Below are 15228 nucleotides of genomic sequence, written 5' to 3' on the forward strand. Positions count from 1 at the left end.
GGGCGTGGATAACGGAAAGTTTGCATTCGAATACTGTTAGGTAAAGTGTTATGTAGGCTTGTTTGGAAAAATTGCGTTTTGCAGTGCGGCAGTGCCGCCAGGCGGCAATGCAGAGAGGGCTGGAATGAAAAACAGGGGGCGGGTCACCTTGCAGACCATCGCGTGCGAGGTCGGCCTTTCGAAATATGCGGTGTCCAGATCGTTGTCGGGCAAGAGCGGCGTCAGCGAGGAAACCCGCGAGCGGATACGCGAAACAGCCCTGCGCCTCGGCTATAGCAAGCCCGCCAGCCAGACCGCGCCGGGCGATATCGCGGTAGTGTTTCACGACCTCGATCCGGTCAATAGCGAGCTACACATGCAGATCCAGAACGGCGTTCAGGCAGAGGCGCACAGGCTCGGCATGGCTCTCAGGATGTTATGGACCCACAGCCAAGGGCAGCTTGAAGAATTGGCGCGCACCTGCGCCGGGCTGTTGTTGGTCGGACCGCACGACCGCGAGGCGATCCGCGCCGCGATGGCGACCGGCACTCCGATCATCCGGTTCGGCTGGGTCGATCCGCTCGAAGATGCCGACCAGGTTTCCGGCACCGACCACGAGGCAGGGCAGGCGGTGATCCAATACCTGGTAGACCTCGGTCACCGTTCCATCGCCTATGTCCATGGCACACCCGGTTATCGCGGCCGCCGCGAGCGCTTCTACGGCGCGCGCGAAATCGCCGAACGTCACCCGGATGTCACGTTGCATGTCCTGAAGTTCGAGGAGGAGAACGGTTTTGCCGAAACCTATCGCGCACTGAAGGAAAAAGGCGCTCGGCCGACCGCCTTCTTCTGCGCGCATGACGGCTTGGCGCTTACGGTCGTTTCCGAACTCCTGGGCCAGGGCTATCGAATTCCCGATGATGTCTCGGTGGTCGGCTTCGGCGATTTTTCGCCGGCAAAGCAGATCTCGCCGGCTTTGACGACGGTGCGGATGGAAGGCCAGGAATGTGGAGCCGTCGGCCTGCGGCTCCTGCTGGAGCGGATCGAAAATCCCCGCCAACCGGGAACCCCCGCCCGCAGGGTCCAGGTCGCGTCGAGGATCATCGAGCGCCGCTCCACCGGGCCATGCAAGGACCCGGCGCATCCAAGCGATCGCACGGCACCTCGGCAGGAACCGCGTATAGTGCCCGTCTGACGGTTCCCGCCGCCGCCAGTCCGAGCATCGCTGCTCCGGTGGCGAATGGATTTCGATGGCCTATTTGAGGCTCTTCATATCGACCATGTCCATGTCGGTGAAGGACTGGTTGTCACCGGCCATGCTCCAGATGAAGGCGTAGGCACCGGTGCCGGCGCCGCAATGGATCGACCAGGGCGGCGAGAGCACGGCCTGTTCATTGCGGATGATCAGATGGTTGGTCGCCGCCGGCCGGCCCATCAGGTGAACGACGAAGGCGTTTTCCGGGATCTCGAAATAGAGATAGGCTTCCATCCGCCGGTCATGCAGATGCGCCGGCATGGTGTTCCAGACGCTGCCGGTCTCCAGCCGGGTCAACCCCATCAGCAGCTGGCAGGTGGGAAGCACTTTCGGATGCAGATACTGGTAGAGCTTGCGCTTGTTCGACGTGGCACCGTCGCCGAGATTGTTCTCGATCGCTTCTGCGCTGCTGACGATCCGCGAGGGTAAGGTGGCATGCGCCGGTGCACTGTTAATATAGAATTTCGCAGGCGCCGCCGGGTCGTCGCTCTCGAAGAAGATTTCCTTCGTCCCCATGCCGAGATAGAGCCCGTCCATCGGCTGGAGCTCATAAGCCTTGCCGTCGGCGATGACGCGGCCCGGTCCGCCGATATTGATGAGACCAAGCTCGCGGCGTTCCAAGAGGTAATCCGCGCCGACAAGTTTCTCCAGCTCGCTGCCGACGCCGAGGCCTTCCTGTGTGGGCGTGACGCCAGCCACCAGCATGCGGTCATAGTGGGTATAGACGGCCTGCAGCGTCCCCGCGACAAACAGATTCTCGATCACGAAATTCTCGCGCAAGTCCGCGCTCGTCATACGCTCCGACTGGCTGTAGTGAACGGCATGGCGCGTCCGGACATCGATCGTCATGGTCTGTTTTCTCCTGTTTGTCGGCGCGAGCGCGCTTTATAGTGTCTCAGTTTGAATTTCGGCTTTCGGCCCGAACCGGAAGTCCGGTCTACCCGGCCTGGTGTCCATCCGGACCTAAAGCTCTGTGCGTCACGCCCGGCTCGCCCGAACGCTCAGCCACCAATCATTGGGGCTTCCGACGCACCGGCGTATCTCGCTGACGATCCAGCCAGCGTCTGTGAGTGCGGATCGCAGGGCAGGCTCGCGCCAGTACGTTTCGACGTAGCGCCGAGGCGCTCCAGCGCTGCCGTGTGTGGACACATCCTCGCCATCACCCTCTCTAACCGAAGCGTGCAACCGGCCGCCGGACCGGGTCGCCTCGGCAAGCCGTCCAAGCACCACGGGCAAATCTTCGCGCGCGACGTGAATCAGGCAGGCACAGGCCCAGATCCCGTCATACGGCGTGCCGGGACGCTGCGGGTCGGCCAGGTCTTCGGTCAGCGGGTCCAGCAGGTCGGCCTTAAAGCCATTCTCGCGAAGCAGTTCGACGAAACCCTTCGAAATGTCGGTGCGCCGGACGCTAATCCCGCGCTTCTCAAGCTCAAGTGCATCTCGCCCGCCACCGCTTCCGATCTCCAGCACCCTCCCCGAGCCACCCAGCCCGGTCACGAACGCATCGATCTCTGTCGCCACCCATTCGGGCATCGCCGCGGCTTCAGCAGCGTACTCCGTCGCAACCGTATCATAAGACCGCACAGTGTCCCTGTCGGTGCTCATCTTAGCGCTCCTCCGTCAAGACAAGGGCCCCCAACGAGTGAGAGGCCATCTCCCAACCATAGCAGAAGTTCGATCTGAGATACTACCGGGCGTTGCTATCGTTTGACGGCGGTGCTGAGCTCGACCTGGTCTCCCATCCGCCCAGACTGGGACATCACCGATCGCGTGTCCAGCAGCGTTTCCGCATAGGCCATCATCAAAGGTCCGACACCCTTGATGTCGTCGGGGCGGATTTCCTCGGAAAGATAATAGCCGACGGTGCCGTCGCGATAGCGACCGTTGAAGCCTCCGAGGCCTGCGACGCAACAGATGTTGTGAAGCCTCAGCCGTCCATCCGCATCCCGCCGCAGCTCCTGTCCGGTCAGCGATTGCAGGCTTGCTCGACCGGCCTCAGAAACGGCAGCCGGGCCGCCGAGCCGCGCGAGCTTCTGGAGGAAATAGGAGAACATCGCGGTGGCCGAGCTTTCGGGATAGTTCTGCGCCTCGTCCGGCCGGTCGATGACCTGCAGCCAGCGGTGATCCGCGGTGCGAAGAGCAATGATCCGGGATGCCAGCGCCGCGGCGCGGTCGGTCAACTCCCGCCGGGCTGCGCCGGCGGGCAGGTGTTCGATGATGTCGACGAAGGCCATCGCCAGCCAGCCGATCGATCTTGCCCAATGGGCCGGCGAAAGGCCGCTTTCCGCATCCGCCCAGGCCTGTTGCCGGGCCTCGTCGTAACCGTGGCGATAAAGATCCGCCTGCCGGTCATAAGTGAGGTCGAGCGCCGTCGTGAACTGCCGGAGCGCTTCCTCGACGGCCTGGGGTTTTGAGACCGCCTGGGCGTATTCCACCTTGAAGGGCAGCGCCATATAGAGCCCGTCCAGCCAGATCTGATGCGGGTAACGCAGCTTGTGCCAATAGACGTCGCTGTCGGTGCGCGGATGCGTTTCGAGCTGTCGCGCCAGCGGTGCGGCGGCATCAAGCCAGCGGCTCTCGCCGGTCAGCCGGTGGAGAAAGACGAGCGCCCGGCCGGGCAGGATGTTGTCGATGTTGAATTCGTCGATCGCGTAGCCGACAAGCCGGCCTTGCGCGTCGATCTGGCCGCTCACCAGACGGAGGAGATGATCCAGCCACAGGCGCTCGCCGGTCGCTTCGTAAAGCGCGATCAGGCCGCGATAGAGGCAACCGTCCTCGTAACACCAGGCGCCGCCTTTGTAATATTCATAATCGCGCGCGTAATTCTCGAAATAGTCCTGAAGCATGGGATTTCAGTCTTGAGCTGGATGAATGGAAACCGGAGAAAGTCGCACAAGGCGGCTGAAAACGGCGTTTTCCGCAACGATCCCGGCATGCCGGAGCGGCAGGAGTAGAGAGGCCATTTCCGGCACTTCGGCCTCGGCATCCGGCGCGAAGGAAACGGTGTAGTTCTCGAAGGCAATGTCGCGGATCGCGGCTTCCGGCAGACCGTAGAAGACAGCGGCCGCCGTTCGCGCGCCGAAAACGGTAACATTCTTCACGGTGATCGAGCTTATGCTCGGCGTCTCCAGGGAGACCGGCAGCGGCGACCGGGACTGGACGTAATCGGACCGGCCGTCGGCATCGCAGAAATAGAAGGAATTGACGGCGACCGGCGTTGCGACGTCCTCCATCAGACTGTCGGCAAGGTGGATATTGGCGACCGTGCCGCCGCGTCCGCGGCGCGTCTTGATGCGCAGCCCCCGATCAGTTCCCTTGAAGTGGCAGTTTCGGATGGCGATGTCGCTGATGCCGGCGCTCATCTCGCTGCCGATGACCACCGCGCCATGGCCGCGCTCCATCAGGCAGTTTTCGATCCGCACATACTCGGTCGGGCGGTCCGGCCCACCGAGAAGGCTGCGTTTGCCGGCCTTGAGGGCAATGCAATCGTCGCCGACGGAAATGTGCAGGCCGACAAGATGGATATCGGAGCTGCTTTCGGGGTTGAAACCGTCGGTATTCGGGGAATCCGGATCGTTCTCGATCGTGAGATCGGCGGCGATAAGCCGTTTGCAGAAAACCGGGTGGACCGTCCAGGACGGCGAATTGCGAATGGTGAGGCCGGAAAGCGTGACGTCCTCGCATGCCGACAGGAAGATGGTGCGGGGGCGCCTGGCGCCCTGGCGTGTTTCCTTCGGCCAGGACCACCAGTCGCCGCGGTCGCCGCCGCCGTCAATGATGCCTGTGCCGGCAAGATGAACATTGCGGCAGTCGATCGCGTTGATCAGGCTCGCGTAACAGGCCTCCGCCACGCCTTCCCAGGTGCCGAGAATGCGGCCATCCGCATGGCGCGACGACAGGATGGGAAAGTCTTGCCTGTTGGCGATTGCCGCGAGCTCCGCGCCGTCTTCGAGGACAAGGGTCATGTCGCTCTTGAGGAAGATCGGACCGCTCAGCCAGCGCCCGGCCGGTATTCTCAGAGTGCCTCCGGGAGCGAGCACCGCGATGGCCCGTTGGATCGCCGGCGCATTGTCCTGTGCGTCCGTCGAGGCGCCGAAATCGCGGATGTCGATCGCGGTGGTTTCCCGCCGTGTGGTAAATTCGAGCCGGGCATCACCTGCATGGAAAAGGTAGGTTGTGCCCGGCTCAAGGGAGGCGACCGAGAAGACGACAGTCCGTGTCGTCCCCTCGGCGACCAACGCGCCGTCGATCTCCCGAACCTGCCAGGCAAGCGCGTCATCGCGTGTGTGAAGATACCTTTCGGCATCGACGCGGAAGGTCGCGTTGCGGGGGCCGGCAATCAGGAGTTCGATGGCGACGTCCGTCACGTCCTCAGATCCCCGTCAGCGCTTGGTTGATGCCGGCGATGATCTCGGTTGCGGCATCCTTGGAGGATTGCTGGCCATAGGCGAAGGCTTCGAAATTGGTGTCGAAGACTTCGGTGACGCGCGGATGCTCGTTAAGCGGCGAGACGCCGGGGCTGGTCGGCTCCATTACCCGCTTGTAGGCTTCCAGCTGCACCGGCTTGATCTTGCCTTCCTTCGTCAGCGTATCGAGCGCCGCCTTGCTGGACGGAATGCCGCGCGTCGCCCCCATGATCTTGACGGCTTCCGGGTCGTTGAGCAGGCAATTGAGCACCTGCGCCGCGGCCTTCGGGTCCTTGCTGTTCCTGGAGATCGAAAACAGCATGGAGGGCTTGCGGTAGACGCCGTCGGTCTTGGCGCTCTCGATCGTCAACAGCTTGACGGGCACGAGCTCCTGCCCCTTTTCCATCGGCGTTGCGATCTTGCCGTAGGTGCTGTCCCACTGGTAGGTGCCGGCGACCTGGCCCTTGGCCCATTTCTGGTTTTCATGCAGCGGCGTATTGCCGCCGGCGGCGACCTGTTTCCAGCTCTCGATGACGCCCTTGTCGACCAGCGTCTTGTAGAATTCCAGGCCTTCGGCGAGTTCGGCTTCGCTCCAGGCGACCTTGTTGGTGGCCGGGTCGATCAGGTCCTTGCCGGTCTTCTGGGTGGTGCGCAGGATCACCATTAGGCGGGCGTCGAGAGCCGCACCCTCGAACGGATAATATTCCTTACCGAGCTTTTCCTTCATCTTCGGGGCTGCGGCGATCAGCTCTTCCCAGGTTTTCGGGATTGGGACACCGGCCTTGTCGTAGGTCGTCTTGTTGAACATGAAGACGCGGCCGGTGGTGGAGACGGAAATGCCGTTCAGCTTGCCCTTGACGGTGCCGCTGTCGAGATCCGACTTCGACCACTGGCTGAGGTCGATGATGTCCTTGTACTGGTTCAGGTCGGCAAAGCCGTCGCCGTTCTTGGTGAACAGCGGCAGCCAGGGCCAGTTCACCTGCATGATGTCGGCCTCGGTGCGGCCGGCGAGCTGGGTGGCGATCTTTTCCTGATGGCCCTGGAAGCCGGTGAATTCAGGCGCGATCGTGTGGCCGAATTTCGCGCCGCAGACCTTCAGGGCCTGCTGGGTCGCGACATGGCGGTCGTCGCTGCCCCACCAGGACATGCGCAGGTCCGCGGCGAATGCGGTCGAAAGGCTGGTGGCGGCAAACAAAGCCGCCGTCATGAACATGGTTCTCATTTTGGCTCCTCCCAAGTTGGAACGATGAAGTTTCAAATCGCCAGGCTGATGTTCTCCCCGGACTGGCGGTCGAACAGATGCACTCCCTTCGGGTCCGGGCTCAGCCAGACCCAGTCGTCGCGAAGCGCGCCGCGGTCGTAGGACGCGGACGGCACCACGGCGATGAGGCGTTTCGGGCCGATGTCGACATAGAGGTAGACTTCGTGCCCCATGAACTCGATATGGGTAAGCTTGCCCTTGATGGTGCCGGGCGTTTCGGCCGCGACGATGCGCAGGTGCTGCGGCCGGATGCCGAGCGTGACGTGCTCGCTACGTCCGGAAATCCGCTTGGTGAACTCGTCGCCGAGCACGATCACCTGCTCCGCTGCCCGCACGCTGTTCTCTCCCTCGAACGTGCCGTCGAGGAAATTCATTTCCGGGCTGCCGATGAAGCCTGCGACGAATGTATTGGCCGGGCGGCTGTAGAGGGTCACCGGATCGGCGACCTGCATGATGTGGCCGTCCCTCATGACGCAGATGCGGTCGCCCATGGTCATGGCTTCGGTCTGGTCGTGGGTAACGTAGATGACGGTCGCCTGCTGGCCGTCCGCCTTCAGCCGCTTGTGCAGGTCGGTGATGCGCACGCGCATCGAGGCGCGCAGCTTGGCGTCGAGGTTGGAGAGCGGCTCGTCGAACAGGAAGACCTGCGGTTTCTTGATCAGCGCCCGGCCGACCGCGACGCGCTGCGCCTGGCCGCCGGAGAGCTGTTTTGGAAGCCGGTCGAGCAAGGGGTCGATCTCGAGAAGATTGGAGACGTGGCTTGTGGCCTGTTCGATCTCGGCGGCCGGACGGCGCTTCAGCCGCATGCTGAAGGAGAGGTTCTTGTGGACCTTCATATGCGGATAGAGCGCATAGTTCTGGAAGACCATGGATATGCCGCGGTCGCCCGGCGTCTTGTCGTTGACCAGTTCGCCGCCGATGCGGATCTCGCCGCCGGTCACCCGTTCCAGCCCGGCGATCATCCGAAGCGTGGTGGACTTGGCGCAGCCGGAGGGCCCGACCAGCACCATGAACTCGCCGTCTTCGACATCGAGGTTGATGCCATGCACGGCGCGGAACGAACCGTAGTCCTTTTCGAGGTTTCTCAGTTGAAGACGCGCCATGTGACTATCCTTTGATCCCGCCGGAGGAGATCCCGTCGATGAAATATTTCTGGGCGAGGAAGAAGACCGCGAGTGCCGGTGCCAGCGACAGGACTGACATCGCCAGGACCCGGTTCCATTCGAAGGCTTCGGTCGTGTCGATCGACAGTTTCAGCGCCAGCGAGATCGGGTATTTCTCGACCGAGGAGATGTAGATCAGCGGCCCGAGGAAGTCGTTCATCGTCCACATGAACTGGAACAGGCAGACCGAGATCAGCGCCGGCATCAGAAGCGGCACGACGATGAAGATCAACGTCTGCCAGGTGGTGGCGCCGTCGACCCGGGCTGCTTCCTCCATGTCGCGCGGTATGGCGCGCAGGAACTGCACCAGCATGAAGACGAAGAAGGCATCGCCCGCCAGCGCCGAAGGCACCCAGAGCGGCAGGTAGCTGTCGAGCCAGCCGAGATCGCGGAAGATCAGGTATTGCGGAATGCGGGTGACGACGTTCGGCAGGAGCAGCGTCGCGATCAGCGCGGAAAACAGCACCTTCTTGAACGGGAAATCGAAGCGGGCAAAGCCATAGGCGACCGCCGTGCAGGAAATCGCCGTGCCGATCACCTTCGGGATGACGATCCACAGCGTGTTGATGAAGAACGTGCCGAAGGAATAGGGCGTCGAGGTTTTCCAGCCCCTGATATAGCCGTCGAGCGTCGGGTTCTCCGGCCAGAAGCCGGGATTGGAGAAGATCTCCGAATTGGTCTTGAACGATGCCCCGATCAGCCAGATCAGCGGATAGAGCATCAAGAGCCCGACCACCGTCAGCAGGGCGTAACGCAGCGCGGCATTGAAGCGGTGGCGGCGCGTTTCGCGGCTGCGGACAACGTCGATGTCGCGGGCGGCTGGTGAATTCTGGGAGAGGATGTGATCGGTCATGGTCAGCTCCTCTTGTCGCCGGCGTAATAGACCCAGTGGCGCGAAGACCAGAAGGCGATGAGGGTGAGGGCCATGATGATGAGGAACAGGACCCAGGCGATGGCCGAGGCATAACCCATGTCGAAGCGCTTGAAGGCCTCGTCATAGATGTAGATCGGCAGGAGATAGGTGGATTTCAAAGGCCCCCCTTGGGTGATGATGTAGGGTCCGTTGAACTCCTGGAAGGCCTGGACCATCTGCATGATCAGGTTGAAGAAGATGACAGGCGTGATCAGCGGCAGGGTGATGTAGACGAAGCTCGTCCATTTGCCGGCGCCGTCGATCGAGGCTGCCTCGTAGAGCGTCTTGTCGATGCTCTGGAGGGCTGCGAGGAAGATCACCATGGCCGAACCGAACTGCCAGAGGCGTAGGAGCGTGATGGTGAACAGCGCATTGGTCGGGTCGCCGAACCAGTTGACCGGCTCGAAGCCGATGAGGGCGAGGCCCATGTTGACGAGGCCGACATCGGCGAAGATGTAGCGCCACAGAACCGCGATGGCGATCGAACCGCCGAGGATCGAGGGCACGTAATAGGCCGTCCTGAAGACGTTGATGAACTTCAGCTTGTAATTGAGGATCACCGCCATGAAGAGCGCGAAAGCGAGCTTCAACGGCACCGTCGTGAACACGTAGACCAGCGTGACCCAGAGCGACTTGCGGAACGTCCGGTCATTGGTGAACAGCCGGATATAGTTCTGCAGGCCCGTGAAGACCGGCTCGTTCATCAGGTTATAGTTGGTGAAGCTCAGATAGAGCGACGCAAGGAAGGGCAGGGCGGTGAAAACCAGGAGCCCGATGATGAAGGGCGACAGATAGATAAGCCCAAGGAATTTGTTGTCGCCGCTCATGCCGCCCGCCCCAGTCCGGCCAGCGCTTCCGGCAGGCGGTGCATTCGACCGGCATGTGCGGTGACGGCTCGGTCACGGGCAAGGTCGCCCGTGAGGTTCGTCGCGCAGTTGAGCGAACCACCGTCGATAGCGGCGATGTTGAACGAAGAGACACTTGCTTTATTGTGCATCGCGACTTCTGGCCCTTCGATTTGCGCACACACCTGATCCGTCAGGCTCCCGCAATTGAAGCGCCATTTCCTCCCATTAATGTCTCAGGCGTGTTGAGTTCTTAGCTCCCGGGCTGATATTCTCACTTTACCAGTCAGATCAAATCGACGAATTCGGGGAAAAGGATGGAGAAAATCGAAGGTAGCGTTCTGTCTGCCATTCCGATGAACGCGATGGCGTTGACGCTGACGCGCTCAACCATAAGGATGCAGCACTCCCATACCTGGGGCGTCGACAAATCGAACAGCGTGCATGACCTGATCATCTGCCTGACGGGCTCGGCACGTTATGAAGTCGGGGGCGAGACAATCGACATGGCGCCGGGCAGGGCGATGCTCCTGCCTGCGAATACGTGGTTTTCCGGCCATTCGACCTCGCGCGAGGCCTATACCGGCATCGCCCAGCATTTCACGCTCGACCTCTTCGGACGGCTCGACCTGATCGCCCAGATGAACCTGAAGCACGCCGTCACGCTCGCCCGCTGGGAGATGATGGAGCCGCTGACGCGTTATTACCACGACAATTCGCCGCCCTATTCGACGACGCTGCTTCAGCATCACCTCTTCATGTTCCTGTTGATCGAATTCATCGAACAGGCTCATATCGGCTGGAGGGAGCAGTCGGTCGGCAACGTCAACAATCCGGATGCGCTGTCCTTTTCGGTCATGGTGGCGGCGAGCCAGATCGCGGCCGATCCGCTGGGCGAGGAGATCGTCGGAAGAACGATCGATTCGGTGCCCTACAACCCGGATTACTTCAAGCGGGAGTTCCGCAAGCGCGTTGGCTGGACGCCCGACAAATTCCAGGAATTCAAGCGGATGGAGCGAGCCATGGGCCTGATGGCCGGCGGTTGTACGGTAAAGCGCGCCGCCGAGCTTTCCGGCTATACGGACGCCTACTACTTCTCCCGCATGTTCAAACGCTATATCGGCATCAGCCCGCAGGGCTATCAGCAATCAGAAAAGCGCAGCCGCGAGGGCGCCTTCCCGAGAGGCGAGGAAGATGGCCAGCTCATCTATCCGCTGACCCGCTGAATAGGTCGAAGTCTCTGGGCCGGGTTTAAAGGCGGGCTTCGATGGGTTTCAGGCCGACCTTGCCGCAGATTGGCAGACCCGGCGCCGGAATTCTCCCGGCGCCGGGCGATTGTTTACGCGAGCTATTTGCCCGCCTGCCTGGCCGCGCGCTCGATGACGTCGGCGACCTTCTCCGGCTGGGAGGCAAAAACGGCATGGCTTGCCTTGATCTCGGTGATGTCGCTGCCGGCTCGCCGGGCCATGTCCCGTTCCAGTTCCGGATTAATGGAGCGATCCTCGGTGGCGACGATCGACCAGCTTTTTCTGGTTTGCCAGGCGGGATTGCCGACCTTGGCCGAGAAAGCCTCCTTGGCGGCAAATACCTGCGACCGGGCGAGGAACCGGGCCTCGTCCTTCGGCAGGTCCGCCGCGAAATCGCCCGGGAATGCGGCCGGGTCGATATAGAGATATTTGCCGTCCTTCGTCTCGCGGATGTTCATGCCGCCCGCCGGTTTGGAGCTTGCGAGGCTGAGCAGGCTTTCGCCCTTGTCGGGCTGGAACGCCGCCACGTAGACGAGACCGGCGACATGCGGGTTGTGTCCGGCTTCGGTAATCACCATGCCGCCGTAGCTGTGTCCGACGAGCAGGGTCGGGCCGTCCTGGAGGTCCAGCACCCGGTTGGTGGCGGCGATATCGTCGGCAAGTGAGGTGATCGGCTGCTGAACGATCGTCACGTTGAAGCCGCGCCTTTCGAGGATTTCGGTTGCCTTGCGCCAGCTCGAGCCATCGGCCAATGCGCCATGGACGATGACGATGTTCTTCACATCCGCGGCCTGCGCCGCAAACGCGATGACGCTGGTGGCAAAGGCAAGTGCGAAGGTGGAAATACGTCTTTTCATGAGCTTAACTCCTGTCAGTTGATGTAGGATTGGGTTTGGGATGGGGCCTAACCGAAGGTGAAGGCATAAGCTTCGACACCCGGATCGAGGAAGCGGATCTCGAAATTGCGCGCCTCGACATCGCCGGCCTGACGAACGAGCTGGTAAAGCTTTGTCGCAGTCACCGTGCCGTTGCCGTCTGCGTCGATATCGGCGCCGTGGTTCATTCCGGGAGCCTTGCCATCGATCGTCACGTGGAAGCGGACCGGCATGCCGGCGGCGCCGGGACCGAGGACGAGATGCAGATCGCGGGCGCTGAACCTGTAGGCGATGCCGCCGCCCGGCTGACTGAGCGTCGCCTGTTCCGCACCGACGGTCCAGGTGCCGGAGAGGCCCCATTCGTTGAGGCTGGGTTCCTCGATCGAATAGTCGCGGGCGGCGTCGGCGCGCAGGGTTTCCCGGGAGGCGAAATTGGTGGCGCGCTTGTAGCCGAGATAGGTTTCGCCGGAGCGGACGTTGCGCAGATCCGGGCTTGTCTCCGCGCCCTTGGCGTCGGGCACGACCGGCGCGCTGGCTGCCATCTCGCTTCCGGCCTCGCGCAGCAGATCCTGGATCGCCTGCTCGGACTGTTTGTAGTTGCCCTCGCCGAAGTGGTGATAGCGAATCTGGCCCTTGGCATCGATCAGGTACTGGGCGGGCCAATAGCTGTTCTCGAAGGCGCGCCAGATCTTGTAGTCGTTGTCGATTGCAACCGGATAGCCGATCTTGAAGTCGCCGACGGCCTTTCTGACGTTGTCGATCTTCTTCTCGAAGGCGAATTCCGGGGCGTGCACGCCGATAACCACGAGGCCCTGATCCTTGTACTTCTCGGCCCAGGCGCGGACGTAAGGCACGGCGCGGATGCAGTTGATGCAGGAATAGGTCCAGAAATCCACCAGTACGACCTTGCCGCGGAGCTGTTCCGAGGTCAGCGGCGGCGAGTTCAGCCACTCGACCGCGCCGTCGAGCGAAGGTGCACGACCTTCGACCGGAAGGTTGCTGCGGAACGGTCGGGTGGTATCGGCTGCGGCGCTCGTCATGCCATTACCGGCGGTTTCCGAAGGCGTGCCGGTTACGGGCTTGGAATGCAGCCTGTCGAGCACCGCCTGTTCGAAGGAGGCGGTGCTGGCATAGGACAGACGGGCGAGCAGGCCGGTATCGAGGCCAAGCGCAATGACCGCGACGCCGGCAAGCACGGCGGCACCCAGGACCTGGCGGATCCGTTCACTGACACCGAGCGAACGCTTCATTCCGGCAAAGACCTTTCCGCCGACGATGAGCGCAACGGCGAGGGAAGTCGCTGCTCCGGCGGCATAGGCGACGAGCAGGAATGTCGTTTCGAGGTTCGCGCCCTGCAATGCGGCCCCGGTGAGGACCAGGCCGAGAATGGGGCCGGCGCAGGGAGCCCAGAGCAGGCCGGTCGCGACGCCGAGGACCAGCGAGCTCGTCACCGTGGGCACCGTACCGGCTGTGCCCGAGGCATTCAGGAGCCGGTTTCCGAAGTCGACGACCGGGCGAGTGACGAAGCTTGCGACGCGCGACGAAAGGAGGCTGATGCCGAAGACTGCGAGCAGGAGGATGGCGGCGAGCCGGCCGTATTCGTTGGCGTGGATCGCCCAGCTACCGCCGACGGCTGCAAGCGTGGCGACGAGCGCAAAGGTGGCGGCCATGCCGATCAGCATCGGCAAGGTGCTGCGGACGAACGGTTGCCCGGCGCGCGCAAAGACGAAGGGAAGGATGGGGAGAATACACGGGCTGAGGATCGTCAGCGCGCCTCCGAGATAGGCAATGATAAGAAGCGTCATCGTCGTTTCCTTTGACACCGGATGTTCGGGTTCTGGGCGGCGGTGCGGCTCGACCAGCAACGGAGCCAATCTGGTCGGCGCGACGTATCCCGGATGTGTCCGGGTTCGAGGGAAATGTACCGAAGTGTAGGAAACCGCCGATGCGCTACAGAGCGACACAAATCGCCAGGCGCGGCGGAAGGCGGCCGGATCGGCTGTGCCTGAATTGTATCAGAACGTATCCCGGCGGCCGGATGCTACATCCGCATGCAAAACCCGCGGCTCGGGACACATCGGGGATACATGGCCCCGGCTTCCTTCCGATCGTGATCAACACGAATTGGAGAGATCGATGTCCGACCCAATCAACCACCAGCGTCGCCGCTTCTTCGGCGTTGCCGCCATGACCGTTGCAGCGGTCGAATTCGGAATGACCGGCACTGCCGGTGCCCAGTCTTCGTCGCCTGCCGCGACGCCATTGACCGCCGTCAAGGCCGGCACCCACCCGTCCTTCGAAAGGCTGAAGCAGGTCAGGGCGGGCGTGCTCGAGGTGGGGTATGCCGAGGCCGGTCCGGCAGACGGCCCCGTCGTTTTGCTGCTGCATGGCTGGCCCTACGACATCTACAGCTTTGTGGATGTCGCGCCGCTGCTCGCCTCTGCCGGTTATCGGGTCATCGTGCCCTATCTCAGGGGCTACGGCACGACACGCTTCCTGTCGAAGGATATGCCGCGCAACGGCCAGCAGTCGGCCATTGCGGCCGATATGATCGCGCTCCTCGATGCGCTCGGGATAGACAAGGCGATCGTCGCCGCCTTCGATTGGGGCGCCAGGACCGCCAACATCATGGCGGCGCTCTGGCCGGAACGCTGCAAGGCGATGGTATCGGTGAGCGGCTACCTGATCGGCAGCCCGGAAATCAACAAAAAACCTCTGCCGCCGAAAGCCGAGCTTGCATGGTGGTACCAGTTCTATTTCGCCACCGAGCGCGGCCGGTTGGGCTACGAGCAAAACCGGCGTGATTTCAACAGGCTTATCTGGCAGACGGCGTCGCCCACCTGGAAATTCGACGACGCGACCTTTGAAAGATCGGCCGTCGCATTCGACAATCCCGACCACGTCGAGATCGTTGTCCATAACTACCGCTGGCGACTGGGTCTTGTCGAAGGCGAGGCCCGGTTCGATGCCTTCGAACAGCAGCTCGCCATGGGGCCGATGATCCCGGTGCCGACGATCACCCTGGAAGGCGATGCCAACGGCGCACCGCATGCCGATCCTTCTGCCTATGCGGGCAAGTTCTCCGGAAAATACGAGCATCGGACCATCACCGGCGGCATCGGCCACAACCTGCCGCAGGAGGCCCCGCAGGCCTTTGCGCAGGCTGTTCTGGACGTCGACCGGTTTTGAGCCCGATGGCTGCCGCGGAGATATTTCGTGGCTTCGCGGCAGCCATCCTGCGGTTTAAAGAAGGAAGGGCGGTGCGATACCGTTCTCATCGGACA

14 protein-coding genes are annotated in these 15228 nt (G+C 62.3%); 3 read left to right on the forward strand and 11 right to left on the reverse strand.

Annotated elements, in window-relative coordinates:
* Positions 1 to 124 precede the first annotated feature (124 nt).
* The gene (locus ACSQ3G_RS25225) at positions 125 to 1174 is read left to right on the forward strand and encodes a LacI family DNA-binding transcriptional regulator (protein ID WP_436112166.1); all 1050 of its coding nucleotides are present in this window, start codon (positions 125 to 127) and stop codon (positions 1172 to 1174) included.
* A 60-nt stretch (positions 1175 to 1234) separates the two neighbouring features.
* Here the strand turns inward: ACSQ3G_RS25225 and kduI are convergent, their stop codons facing one another.
* The 9 genes from kduI to ACSQ3G_RS25270 form a co-directional block, all read right to left on the reverse strand.
* The gene (gene kduI / locus ACSQ3G_RS25230; protein WP_436112167.1) at positions 1235 to 2083 is read right to left on the reverse strand and encodes a 5-dehydro-4-deoxy-D-glucuronate isomerase; all 849 of its coding nucleotides are present in this window, start codon (positions 2081 to 2083) and stop codon (positions 1235 to 1237) included.
* A 129-nt stretch (positions 2084 to 2212) separates the two neighbouring features.
* Positions 2213 to 2839 carry a class I SAM-dependent methyltransferase gene (locus ACSQ3G_RS25235; RefSeq protein ID WP_436112168.1) on the reverse strand — a complete coding sequence of 209 codons (627 nt, stop codon included), beginning with the start codon at positions 2837 to 2839 and terminating at the stop codon, positions 2213 to 2215.
* Between the two features lie 95 nt (positions 2840 to 2934).
* Positions 2935 to 4080: a glycoside hydrolase family 88/105 protein gene (locus ACSQ3G_RS25240; protein ID WP_436112169.1), complete on the reverse strand. Its 1146-nt coding sequence runs from the start codon at positions 4078 to 4080 to the stop codon at positions 2935 to 2937.
* A gap of 6 nt (positions 4081 to 4086) precedes the next feature.
* On the reverse strand, positions 4087 to 5601 hold the full coding sequence (gene pglA, locus ACSQ3G_RS25245; RefSeq protein ID WP_436112170.1) for a polygalacturonase PglA: 1515 nt from the start codon (positions 5599 to 5601) through the stop codon (positions 4087 to 4089).
* A gap of 4 nt (positions 5602 to 5605) precedes the next feature.
* Positions 5606 to 6862: an ABC transporter substrate-binding protein gene (locus ACSQ3G_RS25250; RefSeq protein WP_436112171.1), complete on the reverse strand. Its 1257-nt coding sequence runs from the start codon at positions 6860 to 6862 to the stop codon at positions 5606 to 5608.
* Positions 6863 to 6894: 32 nt separating this feature from the next.
* Positions 6895 to 8004, reverse strand: a complete 1110-nt coding sequence (locus tag ACSQ3G_RS25255; RefSeq protein ID WP_046637091.1) for an ABC transporter ATP-binding protein — start codon at positions 8002 to 8004, stop codon at positions 6895 to 6897.
* A 4-nt stretch (positions 8005 to 8008) separates the two neighbouring features.
* Positions 8009 to 8917, reverse strand: a complete 909-nt coding sequence (locus ACSQ3G_RS25260; protein WP_436112172.1) for a carbohydrate ABC transporter permease — start codon at positions 8915 to 8917, stop codon at positions 8009 to 8011.
* Positions 8918 to 8919: 2 nt separating this feature from the next.
* Positions 8920 to 9804, reverse strand: coding sequence for a carbohydrate ABC transporter permease (locus ACSQ3G_RS25265; protein ID WP_046637089.1), 885 nt, complete (start codon positions 9802 to 9804; stop codon positions 8920 to 8922).
* Entirely contained in the window at positions 9801 to 9974 is a 174-nt protein-coding gene (locus tag ACSQ3G_RS25270; protein WP_436112173.1) for a hypothetical protein, read from the reverse strand. The genes ACSQ3G_RS25265 and ACSQ3G_RS25270 overlap by 4 nt, the downstream gene beginning before the upstream one ends.
* 165 nt (positions 9975 to 10139) lie before the next feature.
* On the opposite strand from ACSQ3G_RS25270, the gene ACSQ3G_RS25275 reads away from it, so the two are divergent.
* Positions 10140 to 11048 (forward strand): helix-turn-helix domain-containing protein, encoded by a 909-nt coding sequence (locus tag ACSQ3G_RS25275; RefSeq protein WP_105439868.1) that lies wholly within the window; start codon positions 10140 to 10142, stop codon positions 11046 to 11048.
* A gap of 122 nt (positions 11049 to 11170) precedes the next feature.
* Here ACSQ3G_RS25275 and ACSQ3G_RS25280 read toward each other — a convergent pair whose 3' ends face one another.
* Both ACSQ3G_RS25280 and ACSQ3G_RS25285 read right to left on the reverse strand, forming a co-directional pair.
* Positions 11171 to 11926, reverse strand: a complete 756-nt coding sequence (locus ACSQ3G_RS25280) for an alpha/beta fold hydrolase (protein WP_436112174.1) — start codon at positions 11924 to 11926, stop codon at positions 11171 to 11173.
* Between the two features lie 47 nt (positions 11927 to 11973).
* A complete protein-coding gene (locus ACSQ3G_RS25285) occupies positions 11974 to 13749 on the reverse strand; it encodes a cytochrome c biogenesis protein DipZ (RefSeq protein ID WP_436112175.1) in 1776 nt (591 codons plus the stop codon).
* A gap of 331 nt (positions 13750 to 14080) precedes the next feature.
* Here ACSQ3G_RS25285 and ACSQ3G_RS25290 point away from each other — a divergent pair, with 331 nt between their 5' ends.
* Positions 14081 to 15133, forward strand: a complete 1053-nt coding sequence (locus tag ACSQ3G_RS25290; RefSeq protein WP_436112176.1) for an alpha/beta fold hydrolase — start codon at positions 14081 to 14083, stop codon at positions 15131 to 15133.
* Positions 15134 to 15228 lie beyond the last annotated feature (95 nt).

It is taken from the genome of Neorhizobium tomejilense (assembly GCF_964254135.1).
In the GTDB taxonomy this organism is placed as follows: domain Bacteria; phylum Pseudomonadota; class Alphaproteobacteria; order Rhizobiales; family Rhizobiaceae; genus Neorhizobium; species Neorhizobium tomejilense.

Coding starts and splice junctions, on each gene's coding strand:
- ACSQ3G_RS25225 (WP_436112166.1), top strand. CDS start 125: ATGAAAAACAGGGGGCGGGTCACCTTGCAGACCATCGCGTGCGAGGTC.
- kduI (WP_436112167.1), bottom strand. CDS start 2,083: ATGACGATCGATGTCCGGACGCGCCATGCCGTTCACTACAGCCAGTCG.
- ACSQ3G_RS25235 (WP_436112168.1), bottom strand. CDS start 2,839: ATGAGCACCGACAGGGACACTGTGCGGTCTTATGATACGGTTGCGACG.
- ACSQ3G_RS25240 (WP_436112169.1), bottom strand. CDS start 4,080: ATGCTTCAGGACTATTTCGAGAATTACGCGCGCGATTATGAATATTAC.
- ACSQ3G_RS25250 (WP_436112171.1), bottom strand. CDS start 6,862: ATGAGAACCATGTTCATGACGGCGGCTTTGTTTGCCGCCACCAGCCTT.
- ACSQ3G_RS25255 (WP_046637091.1), bottom strand. CDS start 8,004: ATGGCGCGTCTTCAACTGAGAAACCTCGAAAAGGACTACGGTTCGTTC.
- ACSQ3G_RS25260 (WP_436112172.1), bottom strand. CDS start 8,917: ATGACCGATCACATCCTCTCCCAGAATTCACCAGCCGCCCGCGACATC.
- ACSQ3G_RS25265 (WP_046637089.1), bottom strand. CDS start 9,804: ATGAGCGGCGACAACAAATTCCTTGGGCTTATCTATCTGTCGCCCTTC.
- ACSQ3G_RS25270 (WP_436112173.1), bottom strand. CDS start 9,974: ATGCACAATAAAGCAAGTGTCTCTTCGTTCAACATCGCCGCTATCGAC.
- ACSQ3G_RS25275 (WP_105439868.1), top strand. CDS start 10,140: ATGGAGAAAATCGAAGGTAGCGTTCTGTCTGCCATTCCGATGAACGCG.
- ACSQ3G_RS25280 (WP_436112174.1), bottom strand. CDS start 11,926: ATGAAAAGACGTATTTCCACCTTCGCACTTGCCTTTGCCACCAGCGTC.
- ACSQ3G_RS25285 (WP_436112175.1), bottom strand. CDS start 13,749: ATGACGCTTCTTATCATTGCCTATCTCGGAGGCGCGCTGACGATCCTC.
- ACSQ3G_RS25290 (WP_436112176.1), top strand. CDS start 14,081: ATGTCCGACCCAATCAACCACCAGCGTCGCCGCTTCTTCGGCGTTGCC.